General features: G+C 59.9%; 15 protein-coding genes. 6 read left to right on the forward strand and 9 right to left on the reverse strand.

Features of this window, described 5'->3' with window-relative positions; all coding sequences use genetic code 11:
- Nucleotides 1-12: 12 nt before the first annotated feature.
- Both GA0061103_RS06665 and GA0061103_RS06670 read right to left on the reverse strand, forming a co-directional pair.
- Nucleotides 13-1,650: an ABC transporter substrate-binding protein gene (locus tag GA0061103_RS06665; RefSeq protein ID WP_092708781.1), complete on the reverse strand. Its 1,638-nt coding sequence runs from the start codon at nucleotides 1,648-1,650 to the stop codon at nucleotides 13-15.
- A 36-nt stretch (nucleotides 1,651-1,686) separates the two neighbouring features.
- The gene (locus tag GA0061103_RS06670; protein ID WP_092708329.1) at nucleotides 1,687-2,688 is read right to left on the reverse strand and encodes an MsnO8 family LLM class oxidoreductase; all 1,002 of its coding nucleotides are present in this window, start codon (nucleotides 2,686-2,688) and stop codon (nucleotides 1,687-1,689) included.
- Nucleotides 2,689-3,623: 935 nt separating this feature from the next.
- Between GA0061103_RS06670 and GA0061103_RS06675 the strand changes: the two genes are divergently transcribed.
- Nucleotides 3,624-4,619, forward strand: coding sequence for a GntR family transcriptional regulator (locus GA0061103_RS06675; RefSeq protein WP_092708332.1), 996 nt, complete (start codon nucleotides 3,624-3,626; stop codon nucleotides 4,617-4,619).
- A gap of 12 nt (nucleotides 4,620-4,631) precedes the next feature.
- On the opposite strand, the gene GA0061103_RS06680 is transcribed toward GA0061103_RS06675, so the two are convergent.
- The 3 genes from GA0061103_RS06680 to GA0061103_RS06690 form a co-directional block, all read right to left on the reverse strand.
- On the reverse strand, nucleotides 4,632-6,161 hold the full coding sequence (locus GA0061103_RS06680; RefSeq protein ID WP_092708335.1) for a UxaA family hydrolase: 1,530 nt from the start codon (nucleotides 6,159-6,161) through the stop codon (nucleotides 4,632-4,634).
- 100 nt (nucleotides 6,162-6,261) lie between these two features.
- A complete protein-coding gene (locus GA0061103_RS06685; protein WP_092708338.1) occupies nucleotides 6,262-6,993 on the reverse strand; it encodes a response regulator transcription factor in 732 nt (243 codons plus the stop codon).
- Entirely contained in the window at nucleotides 6,990-8,228 is a 1,239-nt protein-coding gene (locus tag GA0061103_RS06690) for a GAF domain-containing sensor histidine kinase (protein WP_092708341.1), read from the reverse strand. Before GA0061103_RS06690 ends, GA0061103_RS06685 begins: the two co-directional genes overlap by 4 nt.
- 298 nt (nucleotides 8,229-8,526) lie before the next feature.
- Between GA0061103_RS06690 and GA0061103_RS06695 the strand changes: the two genes are divergently transcribed.
- From GA0061103_RS06695 to GA0061103_RS06715, 5 genes are all read left to right on the forward strand, one after another.
- Complete coding sequence (locus GA0061103_RS06695; protein ID WP_092708344.1) at nucleotides 8,527-9,543, forward strand: ABC transporter substrate-binding protein; 1,017 nt, start codon at nucleotides 8,527-8,529, stop codon at nucleotides 9,541-9,543.
- 79 nt (nucleotides 9,544-9,622) lie between these two features.
- Nucleotides 9,623-11,113 (forward strand): sugar ABC transporter ATP-binding protein, encoded by a 1,491-nt coding sequence (locus tag GA0061103_RS06700; protein ID WP_092708347.1) that lies wholly within the window; start codon nucleotides 9,623-9,625, stop codon nucleotides 11,111-11,113.
- On the forward strand, nucleotides 11,110-12,054 hold the full coding sequence (locus GA0061103_RS06705; RefSeq protein WP_092708350.1) for an ABC transporter permease: 945 nt from the start codon (nucleotides 11,110-11,112) through the stop codon (nucleotides 12,052-12,054). The genes GA0061103_RS06700 and GA0061103_RS06705 overlap by 4 nt, the downstream gene beginning before the upstream one ends.
- A complete protein-coding gene (locus tag GA0061103_RS06710) occupies nucleotides 12,051-13,001 on the forward strand; it encodes an ABC transporter permease (RefSeq protein ID WP_092708353.1) in 951 nt (316 codons plus the stop codon). Before GA0061103_RS06705 ends, GA0061103_RS06710 begins: the two co-directional genes overlap by 4 nt.
- Before the next feature lie 33 nt (nucleotides 13,002-13,034).
- A complete protein-coding gene (locus GA0061103_RS06715) occupies nucleotides 13,035-13,955 on the forward strand; it encodes an SMP-30/gluconolactonase/LRE family protein (protein ID WP_092708356.1) in 921 nt (306 codons plus the stop codon).
- 46 nt (nucleotides 13,956-14,001) lie between these two features.
- Here GA0061103_RS06715 and GA0061103_RS06720 read toward each other — a convergent pair whose 3' ends face one another.
- Genes GA0061103_RS06720 through bcsA form a run of 4 tightly spaced genes read right to left on the reverse strand, consistent with a single transcriptional unit; the run spans nucleotide 14,002 to nucleotide 22,140 of the window.
- Nucleotides 14,002-16,419 (reverse strand): polyadenylate binding domain-containing protein, encoded by a 2,418-nt coding sequence (locus tag GA0061103_RS06720; protein ID WP_425349462.1) that lies wholly within the window; start codon nucleotides 16,417-16,419, stop codon nucleotides 14,002-14,004.
- Nucleotides 16,410-17,459 carry a family 8 glycosyl hydrolase gene (locus tag GA0061103_RS06725; protein ID WP_092708359.1) on the reverse strand — a complete coding sequence of 350 codons (1,050 nt, stop codon included), beginning with the start codon at nucleotides 17,457-17,459 and terminating at the stop codon, nucleotides 16,410-16,412. The genes GA0061103_RS06720 and GA0061103_RS06725 overlap by 10 nt, the downstream gene beginning before the upstream one ends.
- Entirely contained in the window at nucleotides 17,456-19,951 is a 2,496-nt protein-coding gene (locus GA0061103_RS06730) for a cellulose biosynthesis cyclic di-GMP-binding regulatory protein BcsB (RefSeq protein WP_208603486.1), read from the reverse strand. Before GA0061103_RS06730 ends, GA0061103_RS06725 begins: the two co-directional genes overlap by 4 nt.
- Nucleotides 19,951-22,140 (reverse strand): UDP-forming cellulose synthase catalytic subunit, encoded by a 2,190-nt coding sequence (gene bcsA / locus GA0061103_RS06735; protein ID WP_092708362.1) that lies wholly within the window; start codon nucleotides 22,138-22,140, stop codon nucleotides 19,951-19,953. The genes GA0061103_RS06730 and bcsA overlap by 1 nt, the downstream gene beginning before the upstream one ends.
- Nucleotides 22,141-22,144 lie beyond the last annotated feature (4 nt).

Genomic DNA, 22,144 nt, shown 5'->3' on the forward strand with positions numbered 1-22,144 from the left:
GAGAACCCAAACTCAGGCCTGTTGCTGCAGCCAGACGTCGTAGGCGTTTTCGGGCAGGCGCTTGAATGGGCGAAAGCCGATGCCCTTGACCGTGGCCGACGCGGCGATTTGGTCGTCCGGAACATAAAGCGGCAGGCCGAGCGCCTGTTCGCGGAGTGCGAAACGCTGCAATGCCGAATAGATCTCGAAGCGCTTCTTGACGTCGAGCGTAGAGGCGGCCTCGGCAAGCCAGGCGGATATTTCAGGCGCCACAGTGCGGCTGTAATTGATCGATCCACCCTTCTCACGCGGCAGATAGTGAAAATAGAGGGTGAGGCCGTTTTCCTGGGTCGTGGTCGAATTCGGGATGATGCCGTATTGGCCGTCGCTCTGCCTGTTCGCATAGGTTCCGGCATCGACATAACGCAAGGCGATATCGATGCCTGCGTTCTGTCTGGCCTGTGCCTGGACGGCTTCGAGAAGAACGTCGCGCTGATCGCGCAAGGTCGCCTGCGACTGGACGATCTCGATCGTCAGTCGCTTGCCGTCCTTCGTCCGGATGCCATCGCCGTCTTTGCTCGTCCAGCCGGCCTCATCGAGCAATCTGTTGGCCATATCGATGTCGAAGCCGTAGCTGCCCTCGATGTTTTTGTCGTAGAAGTCGGTGTCCGCAGGTGTCAGAACACCCCACGCGCGCTTGCGTTCACCACGGTAGACGGACTGAATGATGCGCTCGACATCGATCGCCGCAAGAAAGGCCTTGCGTATCTTCACGTCGCTCGTCGGCCAGTTGGTGACATTCAGGTAAAGCGTGTAGGGCGTGCCGGTATTCAGCGCGCTTTGATACGTGAAATCGGGATTGTCGCGGAAAAGTGCTGCGTCATTGCCCGAAATGCCTTCGATGACATGCACCTGGCCTGAGCTCAGCGCGCCGGTGCGGACCGCGGATTCAGGCAGGAAGCGATAGCTCACCTCGTCGAGATAGGCCGGCCCCTGGTGGCCGGCATTGCCAGGAGCCCAATTGTAGGCCGCGTTTCGGATGAAACGGATTTCCTGACCTTTGACATAGCGATCGAGGATGAAAGGGCCGGTGCCTGCGATGCCAGGCCCGCCTGCCTTCAATTGCGGTAATGAGAATGATTTTGGCGAGATGATTTCGATGCTGGTCGCACCATCGAGAAACGGCGCATAGACGTCGTTGAGCGTGAGCACGACAGTATGGGCATCGCGGGCGATTGCCTCGGAAATGTGGGAGACGTGACCGGCGCTGATGCTGCCGGAATAGAGCGGTTCCTTTAGCTTCTGGAAATTCGTAACGACGGCTGCAGCGTCGAATTTCTCTCCATCGCTGAAACTTACGTCATCCCGAAGGTTGAAGGTATAGGTCCTGCCATCCTCGGATATCGCATAGTCTTTCGCCAGCCATGGCACATAGCCGCCATCCGCGGAACGGGCGAGAAGGCATTCGTAAGCGTTGCGCAGAACCAGTTTCGCCTTTGCCTGACCGTTCAGATGCGGATTGAGCGTGGTCGGTTCGGTTTCGACGCCCCAAGTCAGGGACCCGCCGCGCGCAGGCTTGTCATCTGCCAGTGTTTCGGTCGCTTGCAGTCCGGTGGACAGAGACAGAGCAGCAATCGTTGAGCTCTTCAGAAAATCTCTTCTGGTTACCATGGCATTCTTTCCCATGTCATTTGGACCGGCTCTCCATCAGGCCGCCGCGGCCTTGCGCGTGCCGGCCAGCAGTTCGATGGTGCTGAGGCGGTGCGCACCTTCGGAAACCGGGCAGTCGATCACAAATTCTTCGATGCCGAATCCCTCGTGCAGGCGCTGCAGCTCCAGATGGACGTCGGCCGGCGTGCCTCGAATGACACGCGGGCTTCTCTCTTCGATCCGATAGTCGGTCGCGTCTGCCTGGCGTACATATTCGAGCGCCTGCTCGCGGCTGCCGACATTGACGCTTTGTCCATCCTTGATTTGCAGATGGAACCGGCGCGTATCGCCGAGGAGACTGTCGGCAAGAGAGGCTGTTTGTGCTGTGACGATGCTGACGGCGAGCAGCGCAGTCTTGCCGCCCGCCTGCCGATAGGCCGACAGCGATTGCGAGATCGCTTCGTCGTCACCATGGATATGACCTGCATAGACAAAGCCCCAGCGGAGACGAGCGGCCAATCTCGCGCTGTCCGGGCTTGCGCCGAGCAGGAAGCGGCCGGGTGGCTCGTCGGGCGCGGGAAAAGCGGCAAGGTCCTCTGCTTTGCCTTCCGTGCCCTGTTCGTGCCGCAGGAAGCCATCCAGTTCGGTCAATTGCGCTTCGAACGATGGTTTGCGCGCGGGATCATATGCTTTCTGGAGAGCAGCAGTCGAAAGCGGAAGGCCACCCGGCGCCTTGCCGACTCCAAGGTCGACGCGTCCTGGCGCCAAGGCCGCCAGCAGATTGAAGTTCTCGGCAACCTTGTAGGCGCTGTAATGCTGCAGCATCACGCCACCGGAACCTATGCGGATGCGCCTCGTATGTGCCAGCAGGTGGCCGATCAATATTTCAGGAGAGGAGCTTGCGAGTTTTGGGGAATTATGGTGCTCGGCGACCCAGAAACGACGATAGCCCAATTCTTCAGCTCGTCTGGCAAGCGCCAGGCTGCGCTGCAAGGCTTGCGACGCGCGCTCGGCGCCATCAATCGGGCTCTTGTCGAGAAAACTCAGGGCGTAAGACATCTGTCCTCATGGGTCGTCAGCAGCATCAATTGTCATAATCTATATTTTTAATAGACTATTATATCGAGCAATGATGTTTTAATCGTCGGCCGCACAATGAAAGATCATGCCGTGCGAAGCCTTGCTGAAATTATACGTCCTGAGCCACCGAAGCATTGGGTGATCGAGAGATGGCAGGGCCGATCGGTGGGTTCCCGATGATAGGCAGCCTCTGGATAGGCTTCAGCTATCGGCAGGAGGCATTCCCTCGGCTGATATGCCGGCCATGGGAATTTTCGTCCTTCGGTAAGGACTGGGCATTAGATCTGGGGCTACGGAGCTGAGTGAGATGGATTTGCCTAAACATCCCGACGATTATCGGAACCAAAAGCGTACGCCCGCGTAGACTTAGACGGCGAGCCTTCGTTCGGTTCTGGCGAAGAGCGGAATGCCCTGAACCGCTTCAATACCCAGGAAGGGTAATTTGCTTTCCTTCTACGGCGACATGCAGAGTAACTTCGAAAGGAGGACCCGATGTCGAGTTACACACCTCTGGTCCTGTTTTTCATCTCCGCGGGCCTGCTGATTTGCATGATCGGCATCGGCTTGGCTTCCCTTACTCAGTAAAAACATCCCGGATGACGCCTCTCGATGAGCGAAATCTGGGGGCGGGCCGAAGCGGTTCGGGAGCAACTGAACGATTGAATCTGGAATTCAGGGTATGCCAGGCGCCACTTGCTGTTAGGCAAATTTCGGCTCTGGCCATCGACATCGGATTTTCCTGAATGTACCGAAAGCGTGTTATGAATATTTACGTCAGTGGTTCTAAGCAGGGTGAGGAAGGCAATCGAATTTTTCCATCAGATATCGGAGCCGCTTTGGAATTGCTGTGCTTCTATTGTTAGCGAGATGCTCTCCATAGAAGTTGCGGTCTCGGACGCGAGACATGGGGCGACATGGGCATATCACGGTTAGGGAATGGCGGTCCGCGCAAAACCAGTCTCTATGAGGAGCTCTTTGGGCGGCTGAAGGCCGAGATTCTCGATGGGACCGTGCCCGAGGGCGCAGTGCTGACCGAGGCCGCCCTTGCCGACCTGATAGACAGCAGCCGGGCGCCAGTACGCCAGGCACTGCAGCTCCTCTTCGAGGATGGATTGATCACACGGTTTGACGGTCGCGGTTTTATTGTCGGCAAGACGGGGACGCTGCCGAAGCGGATCAAACTTGCAGACTATCTCGGCAAATTGTTCGATGGGGATGACGACAGGCCGATCTTCGCATGGCAGGCGCTCTATGAAGATGTCGAGAGCATTGTTGTCTACCGTTCCTTCTTCGGCCGTTATCGCATCAATGAAAACGAGCTGGCGCGGCATTTCGGCGTCGGGCGCGGGGTAGCACGTGATGTGCTGCTGAAGCTGGAAACGCTCGGCATCACGGAGAAGGACGATAATTTCCGCTGGTCTATCGTACCGCTCGACAGCCAGCGCATCCGCGATCTCTACGAGGTGCGTGAGCAGATCGAGCCGGCGGCGCTTGCAAGTGCCCTGGGCGGACTTTCGGAGGAACATGTCGACAGGATGCTTTCACGGCTGTCGCTGGCGCTTGCGGATTACCCCGATGTCTCGGCCTCGACCATGTACGAGCTGGAGCTGGACCTTCATCTGCGCAGCCTGCAGGCCTGCCCGAACAAGCAGTTCCTGAGCATCCTGAAGCGCACGCATTGCATCCTCACGCTCAGCAAGCACATCGTCGGCAGCCGCATCAAGAGGCCGGACTACGAGCCCTTTCTCTCCGAGCATATCGGTGTCTTCAAGATGGTGCAAAAGCGCGATGAGGAGGGGCTGCGGAAAGCGATGCGAGACCATATCCGCAATTCGCAGCCCAATGTACAGGCGCGTGCCGCCTATATCCGCGAGCACTATCAGCCGGACGAGTACAGTTTCATCCTCTAATGCGGAATGGCATCAGGTGATGGCGCCGACCTGCCAGGGAACGAATTCATTGTCGCCGTAATCGAAAGTCTCGCTCAGCGTCTTCTTGCCGGAGGCGACAGCGATGATCTCTTCGAAAATGCGTTCGCCGGCTGCCTCGATCGTGTCGTCGCCACTGACGATGTCGCCGCAATTGATGTCCATATCCTCGCGCATATGGTTGTACATCTCGGTGTTGGTGGCGATCTTGACGCAGGGTGCCGGCTTGAAGCCGGAGACGGAACCTCGACCCGTCGTGAAGCAGATCACATTGCAGCCGCCGGCAACCTGACCGGTGACGGCGACCGGATCATAACCGGGCGTATCCATGAAGACGAAACCGGGCTCATCGACGATCTCCGAATACTCGTAGACGGCCTTCAGCGGCATCGATCCGCCCTTGGCGACGGCTCCGAGCGACTTCTCGAGGATGGTCGTCAACCCGCCGAGCTTATTGCCATAGGAGGGGTTGTTGTTGAGTTCCGCACCGTTGCGGCGGGTATAGTCGCGCCACCAATCGATCCGCGAAAGCAGCTTTTCGGCGACCGCAGGCGTCACCGCCCTGCGGGTCAACAGGTGTTCCGCACCATAGATCTCCGGCGTTTCCGCCAGAACCGAGGTGCCGCCATTGCGCACGAGAAGGTCGGAGGCATAGCCGAGCGCCGGATTGGCGGAAATACCCGAATAGCCGTCGGAACCGCCGCATTCAAGGGCGAGCTTGATCCCTGAGAGCGGCTGGACCGTGCGTTTGGCCGAATTCACCTCCGGCAGCATGTCCTTGATCATTTCGGAAGCGGCCGCGATCGTCTTGCGGGTACCTCCGAGATCCTGGATCGTCATGGTGCGCAGGCGGTTTCCTTCCTCGAGCTTGTAGTGCTCCAGGATGGGCGCGATTTGATTGGTTTCGCAGCCAAGGCCGATCATCAGAATGCCGCCGAAATTCGGATGCCGTGCATAGCCCTGAAGGGTACGGGCCAAATAGCGATAGCCTTCCGACTGGGTGTTGATGGCGCAGCCGCCGCCATGGGTGAGCGCCACGACGCCATCGACATTGTCGAAGCCGTCAAGCCCGCCCGTGCGATTGAAATGCTCGGCGATATATTTGGAGACGGTTGCCGAGCAATTGACCGTCGTGATGATGCCGATGAAATTGCGCGTGCCAACGCCGCCGGCGCCGCGGTCGAAGCCCATGAAGGTCCGACAGTCCTCGCGCGGCAGCATGCCGGCTTCTTCGATATCGACGCTGAACTGGTAGGGATGGTCGGATTCGATCACCGCCAGGTTCTGCAGATGGACATGGCCGCCGGCCGGAATGAACTGCGTGGCAATGCCGATCGGCTGACCGAATTTGCGGATCTCCTGGCCTGCCTGGATGTCGCAGACCGCGACCTTGTGGCCGCGCGGGATTTGATCTGCAGCAGTCAAGCCGTCAATGCCGGTTGGGCTGCCTGCACGGATCATCGCGCGAGCGACGGCGACATCGTCGATGGGATTGAGCAGGATGACAGGGGAAACGGCGGACATGGGAAGTTCCGTATGGTTGGATTAATGTCTATTGCTAGCAATAGACAATTATTCGAGGGAAGACGTCAAGCAGGATCGACATCGATGGCTAGCTTCTCTTTCAATCGTGTGGTTGGCGTGCGAGCCAGACGGAAAGATCGGCTTCGGCACGTTCGAGCGCGTTGTGATTGAGCAGTTTTCTTAAAAAAGCCACGGCAACCGCGCGCGCTCTGAGATTGAAGCGGCCATCATCATCCTGGCCGCCGAGCGGCTGATAGACGCCCAGTTTCACGTATAGCTGCTGCAATCGGTTCTGGACGCTGCGTACCGAGAGATTGCGCCTTTGGGCGATCGCGCGATCGGTCAATCCAAGAGCTATATCGATCAGAATCTCATATTCGGCTTCGGTGAAGCCGTTGACATTGCCGAGGCTTTTTTGCTGCATGCCGCGCACTTCGCGGTCGATCACGCACTGGCTCTCGATGAAGATGCTGCGAAGCGCCAGCTTCAGGCGGTCGTCCGAGGCCGATTTCAGGACGTAGCCATAGACGGCGCCAACGGGGACGATGCGCGAGACGCCACGAACATAGGCCTCATCCGAATAATTCGACCAGAAAAGAATGCGCGTCTCCGGCCGTTCCTTCCATATGGTGCGAGCTGCCTCGATGCCATTGCGCTGGCTCATCTGCAGATCCATGACGATATGGGCGGACTTCAAATCCCGCGCCAGCCGTTCGCCGGTATTGCCGTTTTCCGCTTCGAGCACGCCATCGCATTCGGGAAGTGCGGCCCGGATCGCTTCGTTGAGATAGGAGCGATGAAGCGGATCGTCCTCGATGATCAGAACCTTCATGCCGCAGCTCCTCCCGCCGATTGCGCCTTGGCAGGCAGGCTAACGCTGACGGTCGTTCCACCGGACGCAGCCGCGGCCTTGATCGTAAAGCGCGCCGAGATCAAGCGCGCGCGCGTCCTCATGTTTTCGATACCGCCGCCCGACGATCTGCGAGTGTTTCCAAGTCCAACGCCGTCATCCATGACATCGATGGTGACCGCACTCTCGGCCGCTTTCAGATGAACCGCAATGTTGCTCGCCTGGGCATGGCGAATAGCGTTGTTGATGGCCTCCTGCGCGATGCGGAAAAGGGCAATGGACACCGATTGTTCAAGGCAGTCGATCGCGCCGCCGGTCTCATCGTTCAGGACCCAGGTCAAAGTCGCTTCGCTCTCCTGTATCGACCGTTCAAGATGATTTTCCACCGCCTGCGCGAAGCCGAACAATTGAAGGACGGAGGGCTTGGCTTCCTCGATGATCTGGCGAAGGTCGTGCATGCTGTGCTGCAGACCGCGAAACAGCGGCTCGAGCGCCTCGCCGGTGACATCGGGCTGGCGGGCAAGCCGCTCCAGCCGCCGGGAGAGGCGCGTCAGATCGGCGAGGATCTGGTCGTGCAGGTCCATGCCGATGCGCTGCCGTTCGGCCTCCAGCGCCTCAGTCAGTTTGAGGGCGCCGAGGCGCAAACCCTCTTCGCGAGCACGGGCTTCGGCCTCGACAATGGCCGATCGTTTTGCCTGGTCGGCGGCGCGGATTGCAAAGAAATGGGGTGCTAGCAGATCGGCAATCACGCGGGCACTTTCGATATCCTGCATGGTATAGCGGCCGGTCTCGTGGCTTGAGCAGGACAGAGCGCCGATGACGTGGCCCTGAACTTTAAGGGGTACGTGCAGACGGCTGTGTAGCGATTGATGAAAGATCGGATGCGAGAAAGCACCCTGAAAATGGAATTGCGGATCGCTCCAGGCATCATCGGTCAAGAGGTAATCGGTCTCGCCCCAGAGAAGCGTGCGGATGGGGCTGTTGCTCACGGGTGCGGGAAAGCGGCGACCCCAATCCGTTTCCAGCCCGCTCTCGTAGGCGGTATGAAATTGCTCGTCCATCAGGATGATGCAGACATCCAGATGGTCATGCGGGATGACATGGCTGATTTCGGCGGCAACCGCCTGGATGACCGAATGAAAGTCTAGCTGACCGGCAAGAAGCCTGGATATGTTGAGATAATGGTCGAAGATCGATTGCGGCGCCAGATTGCGCAAGACACGCCCTCCCAGGCAATGCGTCGACCCATGCTCCTCCGGCCGCTCGCAGCATGCAAATTCCCAGCGCTATTAAGCGCCGATCCGAGTGATCCGTCTTGCGGATTTGCGCATCTTTTCTGCGGGATCCCGCAAGGTCTCACCCTTTAAGCGCCTGTACAAGCGTCACAATCTCGGACATCCTGCTTCTACTGACAGGGGAACCTTCAGTGCAAATATTATTTTCGATCGTTCGTTGAGGAGCGCGCTCGAAAATCTTGGCCTGGAAGATGAAGTACAGGCTCTTTGGGAGGAAAAAATGAATATTGCCAAGATGCTTATGGCGTCCGCCGTTATTGCTTGCGTTGTCGCGCCGGGTGCTGCCTTTGCCGATACGGCATCCAAGAAAATTGCATTATCGAACAATTATGCCGGCAATTCCTGGCGCCAGGCCATGCTGACCAGCTGGCAGAAGGTAACGGGCGAAGCGGTCAAGACCGGCGTCGTTGCCGCTGCCGATCCGTTCACAACGGCCGAAAACCAGGCAACCGAACAGGCCGCCCAGATCCAGAATATGATCCTGCAGGGCTATGATGCGATCGTCATCGATGCCGCATCGCCGACGGCACTGAACGGTGCGATCAAGGAAGCCTGCGATGCCAAGATCGTCGTCGTTTCCTTCGACGGTATCGTCACCGAACCCTGCGCCTGGCGTATTGCCGTCGACTTCAAGGGCATGGGCGCGAGCCAGATCGAATATCTTGCCAAGAAGATGCCGAAGGGCGGCAATGTGCTCGAAATCCGCGGGCTTGCAGGTGTCTCGGTCGATGACGAGATCTCGGCCGGCATTCATGAGGCTGCCGCCAAATATCCGCAGTTCAAGATTGTCGGTTCGGTTCATGGCGACTGGGCTCAGGATGTCGCCCAGCGCGCTGTTGCCGGTATTCTTCCGAGCCTTCCCGATATCGCTGCGGTCGTGACCCAGGGCGGTGACGGCTATGGTGCCGCCCAGGCTTTTGCCGCGGCGAAGCGTCCGATGCCGACGATCGTCATGGGCAACCGCCAGGACGAGCTTGCCTGGTGGAAGAAGGAGAAGGATGCCAGCGGCTATGAGACCATGTCGGTCTCGATCGCGCCAGGCGTCTCCACGCTTGCCTTCTGGGTCGCCCAGCAGATCCTCGATGGTCAAGAGGTGAAGAAGGACCTGGTCGTGCCGTTCCTGCGCATCGATCAGGACAATCTCGAAACCAATCTGGCCAACACACAGGCGGGTGGTGTCGCGAATGTCGAGTATACGCTAGACGATGCCAAGAAGGTCATCGCCGCAGCGAAGTAACCGATATCTGCGAGCCGTAGAGACGGGCGCTGCCGATAGAAAGGCGGCGCCTGCCGATCAACGCCCGACCGGACGATCCATGATTGCAGCGAAAGATAATGCTTTGAAGAGACAGGATGCCGGCCCAGAGGCCGTCGTCTCGGCCAGGGGCATCAAGGTGCATTTCGGAGCCGTAAAGGCGCTCGATGGCGCCGACCTGACGGTTCATGCCGGCGAGTGCATAGGGCTCGTCGGTCACAATGGCGCAGGCAAGTCGACGATCGTCAACGTCATAAACGGCGGTCTCAGCCCGCACGAGGGCAGCGTCACCTATGAGGGAGACGACACCGTGCACGGCGTCAACGCGGCTCGCGCGCACGGCATACGCTGCGTCTTTCAGGAATTGTCACTCGCCCCCAATCTCACTGTCGTCGAGAATATGCGGGTCGTCCATCGCGGCCTTACCGGCTGGAACTGGCGGCGGCAGGCGGCGGTCATCGTTCGCGCCAAGCTCGACGAGATTTTTGCCGGCCATAGGATCGATGTCATGCGGACGCTCGGCGAACTCTCGATCGCCGAGCGGCAGATGGTGGAGATCGCGATCACCTTTTGCACCGTCGGCGAGAAGCCGAAGCTGGTCATCCTGGATGAGCCTACCTCTTCGCTCGATGCGGGACTTGCGGCGCAATTGATGGCTTACGTGCGCGGCTTCGTGCAGGCGGGTGGCGCCGTCATGCTGATCTCGCATATTCTCGGTGAGATCCTTTCGACCGCGAGCCGCATCGTCGTCATGAAGGATGGTCGAGTCGTCGCCGATCGCATCGCTCAGGATTTCACTGTTCATAGTCTGGTCCAGGCAATGGGCAGTGTCGTCAAGGAGCAGGACCGCAAGCGCAGGAGCGGGGAGGGCGCAGCATCGCCTTCTCTCCTTGCGTTGCCGGCACGAGGCGGCAAGGGCCTTGGCTTCAACGTCCGCAAGGGCGAGGTGATAGGGCTCGCCGGACTGGCCGGCCACGGTCAGACCGACATGCTGCTCGATCTCCATCGGTCGCTTTCGAGCAACTGGTTGCCGGGCAGGCAGGCAAATATCGCCTTCGTCGCCGGCGACCGGAGCCTGAACGGAACGTTTCCGCTGTGGAGCATCCTGAAAAACCTCAGCATTGCCTCACTGGGCGATTTTTCGCGACTGTCCGTCGTTGACGGTGGGCGGGAGGATCGCCTTGGAGCGGACTGGAAGGGCCGTATCGAAATTCGCACGCCGACGATGGCAAACGGCATTCTATCCTTGTCCGGCGGCAATCAGCAGAAGGTTCTGTTCGCCCGCGCCTTGGCAACGACCGCGCCGATCGTGCTGATGGACGATCCGATGCGCGGCGTCGATATCGGTACCAAGCAGGAGGTCTACAGGATCTTGAACGACGAGGCTTCGTCCGGCCGGACATTCATCTGGTATTCGACGGAGATGGACGAGATTCGTCTTTGCGACCGCGCCTATGTCTTTCGCGATGGTGCCATCGTCGCGGAGCTGGTTGGAGAGGACATCACGGAGGAAAATGTGCTGGCGGCTTCCTTTGCCGGGGAGGGCGCATGAGCCGTCCGTCATCTGCTACCCTGCGCCTGCTCATTCCGGCGCTATCGCTTGCCGTCCTGCTCGTGGCGGTCTTTTATCTGCAGCCGCGCGCCATGAGCTATATCGGCCTCAATCTGCTCTTCAATCTCGCCGTTCCGATCGCTTTGGCGACGATCGCGCAGATGATGATCATGTCGGTCAACGATCTCGACCTGTCGATGGGGACCTTTGTCAGCTTCACGGCCTGTGTCGCGGCGACCTATCTGCAATCCTCTCCGCTCATCGGCATCCTCATTCTGGCGGCCGCAATTGCCGTCTACGCCGCGATCGGCATCGTCATCTATATCAGGGATTTGCCATCAATCGTCGTGACGCTCGGCATGAGCTTCGTCTGGGGCGGCTTGGCGGTTCTGTTGTTGCCAGCACCAGGCGGCACCGCGCCCGATTGGGCGCGCTGGCTGATGACCTCGAAACCGCCGCTTGTTCCCATGGCGATCATAGCGAGCATCGTCATCGCGCTGTTTTCCCACCTGATCGTCATGCGCTCCTCCTTCGGGGTGCTGATCCGCGGCGTCGGCGGTAATCAGCGATCGCTGCAGCGGGCCGGCTGGTCCGTCGTCAGCCTGCGTGCCGCAGCCTATGCGCTGGCCGGCCTCTTCGCAGTGCTCTCCGGTATTGCGCTGGTCGGCCTCACCACCTCGGCAGATGCAAATATCGCACTGCGCTACACGTTGCTGTCGATCGCCGGCGTCATCCTCGGCGGCGGCGAATTTACCGGCGGCCGCGTTTCGCCTGTGGGCGCCGTCATCGGCGCGCTGACACTGACCCTGGCGGGCTCCTTCCTGTCGTTTCTGCGGATATCGCCCGATTGGCAGATCGGCGCACAGGGCGCGATCCTGATCATTGTGCTCGCCCTCAGGCTCTTGCTCAATCGTGTCGAAAAGCGGGAGAAACAATCATGATCCCTCTTCGCGCGCTCAGCCGCAAACCCTGGATCTGGTCGTTCATCGCGGCAATCGCGGTGTGGATCATCACCGTCCTCTTCACCGGCGGCGCCAGTTCTATCGGTCTGTCTCAGGCTGCCCTCACCTTTGCGGCATTCTCGGTCATTGTCGGCATCGGGCAGATGTTCGTCATCACGCTCGGGCCAGGTAATATCGATCTTTCCGTACCGGCCACAATGACGCTTGCCGGTACGATTGCGCTGAAACTCATGAATGTCGAAGATAGCATGATCGTGCCGGGTCTGCTGGTGTCGGTCGTCATCGGCCTTGGCATCGGTCTCGGCAATTACGCGCTGATCAAACTGCTGCGCATTCCGCCGATTATTGCAACGCTTTCCATGAGCTTCATCATTCAGTCGACCGCCATCTGGAGCAATCGCGGCCTGCGCATCAAGCCGCCCGAATATCTGGCCGATTTCACAACGTCGGGTGTGTTCGGCATACCAAATGTCGCCATTGTCGCCTTGCTGCTGTCGGCGCTTGCCTGGATTCTGCTGGAAAAGACGATCTATGGCCGCTGGATATCGGCGATCGGCCAGAGCATGTTTGCGGCGCGCATGGCCGGCATTCCGGTCGATGGAACGCGGCTTGCGACCTATGTGCTCTGCGCCATCCTCGCCTCGATCTGCGGCTATCTGCTCGCGAGCTTCTCCGGCGGCGCAGCCCTCAACATGGGCGCGGAATATCTGTTGATGTCTATTGCCGTCGTCATCATCGGTGGCACGGCGGTTGCCGGCGGCGATTCCAACGTACCGGGCATCTGGGGCGCCTCGCTGTTCATGTTTCTGGTCGTCTCCATGCTGAACACTTATGGCTTCGGTGCGGGGCCGAGGCTCGTTCTCACCGGCCTGATCATTATTGCTGTCATTCTCGTTGCCGGCGGCCGTCCCATTGGCGGGCGCTGAACTTTCTCCCAAAAGACCCCTAGGAAAACTGCGATGCCAAACGACGTCTCGTCCGTCTACGAAATCTACGACACGCGCTTCCGCAATCTGATCGTTCCGAGCGCGGGCTTGGAGGAGCTCTATTCGGATTGCCGTTGGGCGGAGGGGCCGGTCTGGTTTGCCGATGCCGGATGCCTGATCTGGAGCGACATTCCCAACGAGCGCATGCTGCGCTGGGTGCCCGGCGGCAATGTCTCGATCTTCCGCGCGCCGTCGAATTTCGCCAACGGCAATGCGCGCGACCGTCAAGGGCGGCTCATATCGTGCGAACACGGCGGCCGCCGTGTTACGCGCACGGAGATCGACGGCTCCATTACCGTTCTTGCCGATAGCTATAAGGGCAAGCGCCTGAACTCACCCAATGACGTGGTCGTCCGCTCGGATGGAACGGTCTGGTTTACCGACCCCACCTACGGCATTCTCTCGAATTACGAGGGTTACAAGGCAGAGCCGGAGCAGCCGGCCCGCAACGTCTACCGGCTCGATCCGTCCACGGGGGAGTTGGATGTCGTGGCTGATGATTTCCGCCAGCCGAACGGCTTGGCCTTCTCGCCGGACGAGACGAAACTCTATGTTGCTGACTCGGCGGCAAGCCACGACGTCAGCGCCCCGAGGCACATTCGCGTCTTTGACGTTGTGGATGGCAAGAAACTCGCAAACGGCCGGGTCTTCTGCAACATCGACACCGGCATTCCGGACGGTTTCCGGGCAGATGTCGACGGCAACATCTGGACAAGCGCTGGCGACGGCGTTCATTGTTTTGCGGCGGATGGGACTTTGATCGGTAAAATCAAAATACCACAGACGGTCGCTAACCTTACTTTTGGTGGTCCAAAGCGAAACCAGTTGTTCATCACCGCGACGCGATCGTTGTATCGGGTATATACGACTGCGACTGGCGTACAGGTACCCTAGAGCGCGTCAGGAGTTGTTTCCGATGACGACCGGTCCGGCCGGCCCCTCAATAACTCCCCGGCGGCGGATGTAGCGTAAGCTGCAAATCCTTGAGGCCACGGCTGCCATCGCGGCTGCCCGTTGCGGCGACGGCGGTGAAGATGCGCTCCGCATCGTCGTACATTTTGAGATTGAGATAGCAATATCCACGCAGCACCATCAGGTCGACGCGCTCCTGCTGCAGTTGCGCGCGTTGATCGAGATAGAGCAATGTCTCGTGATAGCGCTTGCCCTCGAAGGCAGAGAGTGCGCGGTCGGCCAATATGGCGACCTGCAATTCGGCGGCGCGCTGGTGGTTCATCGGCGCCTTGGTCGCAGCGACGGCCGCATTGTTGGCAAGGCCGGCCCGCAGATAGGCGAGGCTCTGTCCATAGGCTGCTTCTTCGCGCGATTTTGGGTCCGTGTTGTTCAAGGCAATATCAAAGGCTTCAACCGCTTCCATCGGCCGATTGAGGTTCATCAGGCACCAGCCGCGGGAAAGGGCACTGGCAGGCGTCAGCAGCTGCGCATTGACGGTGGTATTGCATCCTGCCGGCTGGCGTGCCGAGCGCGTGGCCACCCGGGCACGGGCCGCCGGTTCAGCATAATTCGGGGAAGGAGCACGGCGGGCAGGAGCCACTGGCTGCACCGGGATCTCAGCGTTGACGTAGGGCTGCGTGACTGGAGGCTGGGGCGCGACCTGAGAGGCCATCGGCTGCGCATTCTGCGACCCGCCTTGCTGCATCGTTGTCTGGGGCAGGGTTTGTGGGGCAGATTGCATAGCCTGATTGGGAGACGGCAGCGGTTCTGACGTCGGCGTGCGCGGCGCCGGCTCGCCGAGCACCGCGATACGCTGGGAGCGACCGGCCCATAATCTTTGGACTTCGGCGACGCCCACACGGTCGTTCAACTGGTTGCGCGTAATGGCAAGGCCGTAGGCGGAAGGCTCGTCGTCGGGTTTCCAGCGCAGGGCCGTCTCGAACCAGCGAGCAGCGGCCTGCGGCTGGTTCATCGAGCGTGCAAACCACCCGAACTGCTGGGCCGTCGGGACATATTTCTGCTTCACGACCTCCGCGGCGATACGGCCGAGAACATCTTCGCTGAGATTGGCCGGCGGTTGCAGCGCCATCAGATTGGCGGTTGCCGCGAGGTAGGTCGCCATCGCGTCCTTGGATTCGTTGCGCCATTTATACATGGCGTCTTCGGCTTCCTGCGGCTTGCGGTCGGCAATCAGCACCAGCGCCAGCCCCTGCGAGATCGTTGCCGAATCTTCCTTCTCATGCGCGGCCTTGAACCATTGCTCGGCGTTAGGATAATCGCTGCGGCGCAGATAGTACCAGCCGAGGAGCGCATCATCGGATGCAAGGCCCTGGCTGCGGGCGACACGCTCGACTTGAGACAGATAGTCCTGCGATACTACCAGCTTGGGATCGTCATTTCCCTGGGCAACGAAGCGGCGAGCCAGATCGGTCCTTATGCTGTCGAATTCCCGCCCGCCATTGCCGTCTGGCTTTTCCAGCGACAAGAGATCCTGCATCGGCTGATAGGGCAGTAGAGCCGCTGCCTTCTGGATGGTCGCAAGTCTTTCCTGCGGATTGGTGCAGGCCTTCAGAATATATTTGTAGGCGTCCTGGCCGCGTGCTGCACGATCGGTGCGGATGAAAGCTTCGGCGACGCGCCAGAGAACGTCGATATCGCTGCAGGTCAGCAGGCTCGGCGTCCTGGCGCCGATGTCGATCACGGTCTGATATTGCTTCAGATCGGAGGCATTGACGAGCCGCGTGCGTGCCTCTGCGATATCCAGACGCTCCAGCAGATCGGCAGGCGGCTGCCATCCGGCTTCGGTAGCCTGGCGGTCGGCAATCGCCTTGCGTACCTCTGCATAACGGCCCTCCGAATAGAGCTGCCACATGGCTTCGAGCTGCTTGTCGCTGTTTTGTGGAATGGCCAGCGGATCGGCTGGCGGCGTCCAGTTCGGGTAGAGCGCCTGCAGGCGGGAGATTTCTGCCTGGAGCCGCGCCTTGTCGCCACGGCTTGCAAAATAGCGCAATGCGCTTTCGTCGACCTTCGGCTGATTATCAGCAGCTTGTGCCGGATTGGCCCGCTGAGGCGATGGCTGTTGCGTTGATTGCGGCTGTGCCTGTTGTGGGGCCGCCTGGGCGATCGAATCCGCAGTCGCCGCATCTGCCGGCTTCGAGGCAGCGTCGGAGAGAACAGCCGACGGCGCAGCCGCCTGTATATGGTCAGCAAGCGCCTGCAAGTCGACGGGCTGTCCGGAGCTGCCGGCCGAGCTGCTATCGGCGGCCAGCATCGTCTGCGGCTCGAGGCGTGCCGACTTTGCCAGCTTGATCTTTTCCTCCGGCGAATCGTGATCCTTCGTCGCGAGCGTAAACCCCGCCACGGCGACGGCCATGAAAGCCATGATCAAGGTGGACTTTATAAACACTCCGGATGTCTCTCCGTGACGAAAGCCAGGCTCAACAGCTGCAAGGTGGCCGGATAGTAAAGCGATGGGGCGAACTGCCGAACCGAAGCAGGCAGTTTCGTTCCGCTCACCACACACGCCACAACATCGTTAACAATTCTATAACCCGGGTCAGGAAGCAGGTCCTTCGGCTTGCCTGTCGCCAGATCGATCGTTGCAGGCTCGTCCTCCTCGACGGTCATGCCCTGCTGCAGACGTGAAAGCAGCACCTTGTCGTTGATACCGGCGCGCGCCAGGTAAAGCGGGATTCTGACGGCATTATAACCGAATTCCGCCTCGAAGCCGGCCGCGGGTTCCGGCTTCGCCTTCAGGCTGACCCAATCGGCCGGAAGCTGGCGCGGACCAAATTGCAGGGAGCGCAACAGGGCAAGCCCATCATCGCTGAGCTTCTGCCAGCGATCGGAAGGCACCAGCAGCGCCATGACGGGAATCGCCTCGAAGACCCAATAGGATGGATTGATGATCGGTCCATCCTTGCGCCCGGGCGGCCGATAGCCCTCGACGCCGGGAATGAGCAGCGTGCGCCCTGCAGAACTGATGACGACATGGGACAGGATCGACTTGGCCATGCTCGCAGCCGCCTGCAGATAATCCTTGTTGTTCCAGGCCGATCCCGCCAGGGCCAGCGCGTAGGCAATCAGGAGATCGCCGTCGGACGCATTGTTCGTGTCCGTCACATGCGGGATGACGGCCGGATCCCATTTCCAGGCGGCAAGGCCGTCGTCGCGCAGCAGCAACTCGGTCCGGGTAAAGTACCAGATCTGTTCGAAATCGGCCGGATTGTTGGCAAGGTAAGCAAGCAGCATACCATAGCCTTGCCCCTCGCTGTGGCTGATTCCGCCATTGCCGTTATCGATGATGCGTCCGTTCACATCGAGGAATTTCGCTTTGTAGGCAGTCCAGGCCTGCGGATCGACCGCCGTGCGTTGAGCGGCTGCCGGCTGCGCTGCCGCCAGGATGGCAGCACTGCAGACTGCAAGAACAAGGCGCCGGAGTTTCATTCGCGCCTGCCGATCTTGGAAAGAACGCTTGCCGTGCTCACGCCGAGCAGGAACGAACCGATCACGAACAGGAAGGCGTAGGACAATATGTTGCTGGAAAGCCAATTTGCGGCAATCAACCGATAATTCGTCAGCGACCAGGGTTGGGAGACGACAAAGGTGAACCGGCTCACGGGCACGGTATCGATTTTTCCCGTCTTGCCGGAATAGACCGTGATGCGGCCGCCGATCTGCGACCAGGTATTTTGCGCGGTCATTGCCTCGGCGCCGGCACGCAGGTCTCCGGCACTTGGCGCAGTGACAACGGTCCAGGTCGCGTCATTGGTAGGATTTGCCTCCTGGGCGATCAGGAAGCTATTGGCATTCGATGGGGTGAATACCTGCTCGGAACTGGGGATGAAGCGGAGCGAGCTCAGGGTGATATCGAAATTGCGATGCATCCATTGCTGGAAGCTCTGCATCTGTCCCTGCAGCAATCCGCCGCTGATGCGGGAGCGCCAATCGGCAATCGTCACGGAAGCCTCCGGTATGCCGGCTTGGCCCGGGGCGGGTGGGCGCCAGGCGACTTGGCTCGAGGCGGAAATATTCATTTGGGTGAGGATCGTCGACGGCAGCTGCGAGACGGAACCGATGAACAGCGCATTGCGGGTCCCGACCGTACTTGGCGAGGCGGTGGGTTCCAGCGCGATGGGGTGGCCGGCGACAAGCGCCATCTGGCCGAGGAGCGTCGCGGTCGCGGACAGCGTATCGGTGTCCGCGCGGTCGATGAAGAGTGCGGTCGGTTCGGTTTGGCGATTGTAGGGATAGCCGGTGCCGGCAAGGGCTGCGAGGTTAGGTCGTTGTGCGACCCTTGCAAAATCCGGGACGGTGAACTGGCTGGTATCGAACAATGCAAAGCGTGGCGTCGTGCTCGAGGTCGCCGCAGGCGCGCAGGCGGCATCCTCCTCTGCCAGCAACATGGCTTCAAGCGTGATCGTGTTCAGGCCGGGCTTGAAATGCCGCATGGTGATGCGGATGGGCAATTGCCGGAAGATGCCGCCGCCGGTCACCGTGATCGGCTTGGTCGTGGCGATACTGCCGTTGACATAGACGTCGATATGGCTGCCCGGACGCACATCCTTGGCATAGGCCGCATCGAGCAGGATGGTGGCCTCGCCATAGGCATTCGCATAGAAATCGGACGGGATTGCCACGTTGAAACTTGTATGGAAACGCCGCCCGGAAAATTCCGTCGTCCTGACACCTAGCTGTTCGAAGGAAAGGCTGGTGCCCGAGTAGATCAGCGGGGCATCGGGTGCCGACCATCGTTGCGTTACCAGCAGATCGCGACGGGTATCGGGGTCGCGGTCGGTCGGCGAAACAACCATGTCGATCGCAGATGCGATCGCCTGCCAGGACGGACCGCTGATAAGGAGAAGCTGCTGGCCGCTGCGTGGGTCCGTCGCAAACGTCGCCAGGGCCCCATTTTGCGCTGCGACCGGAACGGCAAAGACGGGCTGTAGCTCCGCTGGCGTGCCGACGACGACGGTCATCTTGCCTGGGCCTGACGCGGGTAGCGCATCCGTGCCGAACGAAAAGGTTTCGTTCGGCATTCCGCTCAAAAGCGCCAATCCCTGCGCCAGACGCAGGATCGGTTTGGTCGTTCCCGGTTGGGCGAGTGCCGGAACGACCAGATTGAACTGCGTCTTGCCGGTGCCGTCGACACCGATCGCGCGGATTGCGTCGGTTGTCGACAGTTTTTCCGCTTCGCGCCCGGCGAAGCTGAGATAAGTTCTTGCGGGATCGATATCGGACCAGAGCTCGTAGGTCGACGGAATATCGCAGTCGACGCGGTGCCGCTGCGTCGCCTCGAAGGTCAACAGATTGGCGCCGGGCTGCAGGAGCCCGCGCGGGATATCGAAGCTGATATCCGACTCGTTGTCCGATGAGCCGATCTGCTGCTGATGTACGGCGCGGTCATTTACGAAGACGGTAAGCTGCGATGCCTCGGGGGCGACGACGACGGCGTTCTGATAGGCAAAGCTAAGTTTTGCGGGTGCCGCGGCCTGCTCCGGCGTCAGATAGATCGACCAGGACTTGCGATCGGCTTCTCCCTCCAATCGCAGCTTTGCGAAGGGAACAACATAGCGCCGAAATGCCGATGGGTCGGTACTGGCGGCAATCTGTCTCGCCTTCGGCGCCACTTGCGGTGTCGTCTGGGTGGGGGCGACAGGGATTGCGACCTCCGGCACTGCCGTTTGCGGAGTAACGGCCGGCGGCGTCATGACCAGGGGCGGAGTAGCTTGAGGAGCGACGGTCTGTGGCGCAACGGTCTGAGGTGCTGTGACCGGGGGCACCGTCGCCTTCGGCGGCTCTGTCTGCGGCGTTATGATCTGAGGCACCGTCGGCGCTTCGCCTTTCGGCCGCTCGCCGGACATGTCGAAAGGCATCATCTGTGCCTGTGCTGTAACGGCGCCAAGGAGAAGCAGGAGGGCAGGGAGGGCGCGGTTCATCAGCTTCTGGCCTTCGCATCCTGCCGCTGCTGCGTGCGATCGGAGCCAACACCCCGGAACAGGTAGATCAGGCCGCGGCTGGTCTGATAGAGCGACATGCTCAGGAACCAGAAGGTTCCGCGGATGATGCCCGGATTGCGCCGCCGTGCCTGTTGGAACTTCGTCCATTGATCGGAATTGGCAAAGACGAGGTCGGCAATCAGGCGATGGTCGGCAGCACCCCTCGGAACATATTGGCAGCCGATCGCGGTAATATCACCCATCTGCTCGACATTGCGAACGATGACCGACAAAGTCACCATGTCGGCGCCGCTATAGGGCTGGAAGCGGATGATGGCTTCCGAGCCGATCTTGACCGGTTCCATATCCTTGTTGAAGACGTTCAACCTGGCGCCATGGACGGAGACGTCCTCTATGGAGGCGGAATTCCAACGGCCGTCGACACCGAACTCGCTGCGGCGGTCGACCCTGACGCGCCGCGAAGAGGCACGCTCGCCGCGTTCGGAGACGACGCCGAGTGCGCAGCCGGAAAGGACGAGGTTGATGATGTTCCAGCCGCCGACCACAAGGGTGACGTCGGCTTTATAAGGCTCCGCATAGATACGATATATGGTGACCGCCAGCGCGATGATCTGAACGGCGAAGATGACGAAGAACGGACGGCTGATTTCCGAAAGCCGGCTGACGGCGATGGATTCGTCTTTGGCCGTGACCTTGAAGGTCGGTTTGCGGGGATTGAGCATGACTGAGACGACGGCCGGCAACAGGTGCACCGTCTGTACATATTCGTAGAGCTCGGAAATCCATGGCCAGCGGAACGACCCATAAAGATAGTTCTGCATCATCAGGTTCACGAGCATATAGGCAAGCGTATAGGCGAGGAACTCGCTGCCTGATGCCGTGAAGATCTCGAGATCGAAGAAGAGATAGAAGAGCGGCGCAAACAGGAAGATAACGCGCGGAAACGGAAACAGCCAGAACAGCGTCGACGACATGTAGCAGAGGCGCTGCGGCAGCGTCAGCCCGCGCTTCAGAAGCGGGAAGCGGAAGCGAAGGATCTGCATCATGCCTTGCGCCCAGCGGCTGCGCTGGCCGATGAAGCTTGCGAAAGTCGCCGGCTGCAGGCCGGCAATCAGCGGCTTGTCGACATAGATGCTGTTCCAGCCGGCGCCATGAAGCGCAAGCGCGGTTTCGCAGTCTTCCGTGATGCTGATGCCGCTAAAGCCATTTTGCGATTGCAGCGCATTGCGGCTGAGCACGGCGGCCGAACCGCAGAAGAAGGCGGCATTCCATTTGTCGAGGCCGCGCTGGATGATGCCGTAGAACATCTCGTTCTCGCTCGGCATGCTGTCGAAGGTGCGCAGGTTGCGCTCCAACGGATCCGGATTGATGAAAAAATGCGGGGTCTGAACGAGAAAAAGCTTCGGGTCGTCCTCGAAGTAGCCGACGGTTTCGCGAAGGAAATCGCGCGCAGGCGCATGGTCGGCATCGAAAACGGCGATCAGTTCGCCGCTCGAATGCTCCAGCCCGTTGTTGAGGTTGCCTGCCTTGGCATGTTCGTTGCGATCGCGCGTCAGATATTCGACATCCAGATCGACGCAGAGCCGCTTGAGTTCGTCGTGGCGGGCAATTGCGGCCTGCGATTCCAAAATCTTGGTCGAATTGCGCTTCTGCAATGTGCCGCCATCGTCGAGCAGCCACACTTTGAGCTTGTCGGCCGGATAGTCCATCGCCTTGGCGGAGGCAAGCGTGTTGGCAAGAAGGTTGGTGTCTTCATTATAGGACGGCACGAAGACATCGACGCTCGGAAAGTGCTTGGTTTCGGAGGCGCGCCTGGTGCGCGGCGGCAGGGGAGTGGCGACGATGAAGAGGCTGAGCATCAGCATCGCGACGTTGTACATTTCCGCCAGATAGAGCAGCAGGCCGGGAATGAAGTTTTCCAGCTGATTGACGGGCGGTATCGTATAGGACGTGCGCCAATAGACATAGCGCAGAACGATCGCGGTACCGAAGGCAAGCGCCACGAGTCGCCAGGTTCCCTGACGCTTGAGGATCTTGATGATCGCCATCAGGGTGACGACCACGGTGCTGGCAATCAACTGCGTTTGAAGGTTGACCGGTAACGTAATCAGCAGGATCCCGCATAGCGCTATCACGGCCCATATCAAGATGCTGCGTGCAGTATGCATCGGT

It is taken from the genome of Martinezella multihospitum, from assembly GCF_900094585.1.
GTDB classification, from domain to species: Bacteria; Pseudomonadota; Alphaproteobacteria; order Rhizobiales; family Rhizobiaceae; genus Rhizobium; species Rhizobium multihospitium.

What these genes read in the sequence shown, in the direction of transcription:
- GA0061103_RS06675 (WP_092708332.1), top strand. Translation starts at nt 3,624, where the DNA reads ATGGGCATATCACGGTTAGGGAATGGCGGTCCGCGCAAAACCAGTCTC.
- GA0061103_RS06695 (WP_092708344.1), top strand. Translation starts at nt 8,527, where the DNA reads ATGAATATTGCCAAGATGCTTATGGCGTCCGCCGTTATTGCTTGCGTT.
- GA0061103_RS06665 (WP_092708781.1), bottom strand. Translation starts at nt 1,650, where the DNA reads ATGGTAACCAGAAGAGATTTTCTGAAGAGCTCAACGATTGCTGCTCTG.
- GA0061103_RS06705 (WP_092708350.1), top strand. Translation starts at nt 11,110, where the DNA reads ATGAGCCGTCCGTCATCTGCTACCCTGCGCCTGCTCATTCCGGCGCTA.
- GA0061103_RS06670 (WP_092708329.1), bottom strand. Translation starts at nt 2,688, where the DNA reads ATGTCTTACGCCCTGAGTTTTCTCGACAAGAGCCCGATTGATGGCGCC.
- GA0061103_RS06680 (WP_092708335.1), bottom strand. Translation starts at nt 6,161, where the DNA reads ATGTCCGCCGTTTCCCCTGTCATCCTGCTCAATCCCATCGACGATGTC.
- bcsA (WP_092708362.1), bottom strand. Translation starts at nt 22,140, where the DNA reads ATGCATACTGCACGCAGCATCTTGATATGGGCCGTGATAGCGCTATGC.
- GA0061103_RS06715 (WP_092708356.1), top strand. Translation starts at nt 13,035, where the DNA reads ATGCCAAACGACGTCTCGTCCGTCTACGAAATCTACGACACGCGCTTC.
- GA0061103_RS06730 (WP_208603486.1), bottom strand. Translation starts at nt 19,951, where the DNA reads ATGAACCGCGCCCTCCCTGCCCTCCTGCTTCTCCTTGGCGCCGTTACA.
- GA0061103_RS06725 (WP_092708359.1), bottom strand. Translation starts at nt 17,459, where the DNA reads ATGAAACTCCGGCGCCTTGTTCTTGCAGTCTGCAGTGCTGCCATCCTG.
- GA0061103_RS06685 (WP_092708338.1), bottom strand. Translation starts at nt 6,993, where the DNA reads ATGAAGGTTCTGATCATCGAGGACGATCCGCTTCATCGCTCCTATCTC.
- GA0061103_RS06700 (WP_092708347.1), top strand. Translation starts at nt 9,623, where the DNA reads ATGATTGCAGCGAAAGATAATGCTTTGAAGAGACAGGATGCCGGCCCA.
- GA0061103_RS06710 (WP_092708353.1), top strand. Translation starts at nt 12,051, where the DNA reads ATGATCCCTCTTCGCGCGCTCAGCCGCAAACCCTGGATCTGGTCGTTC.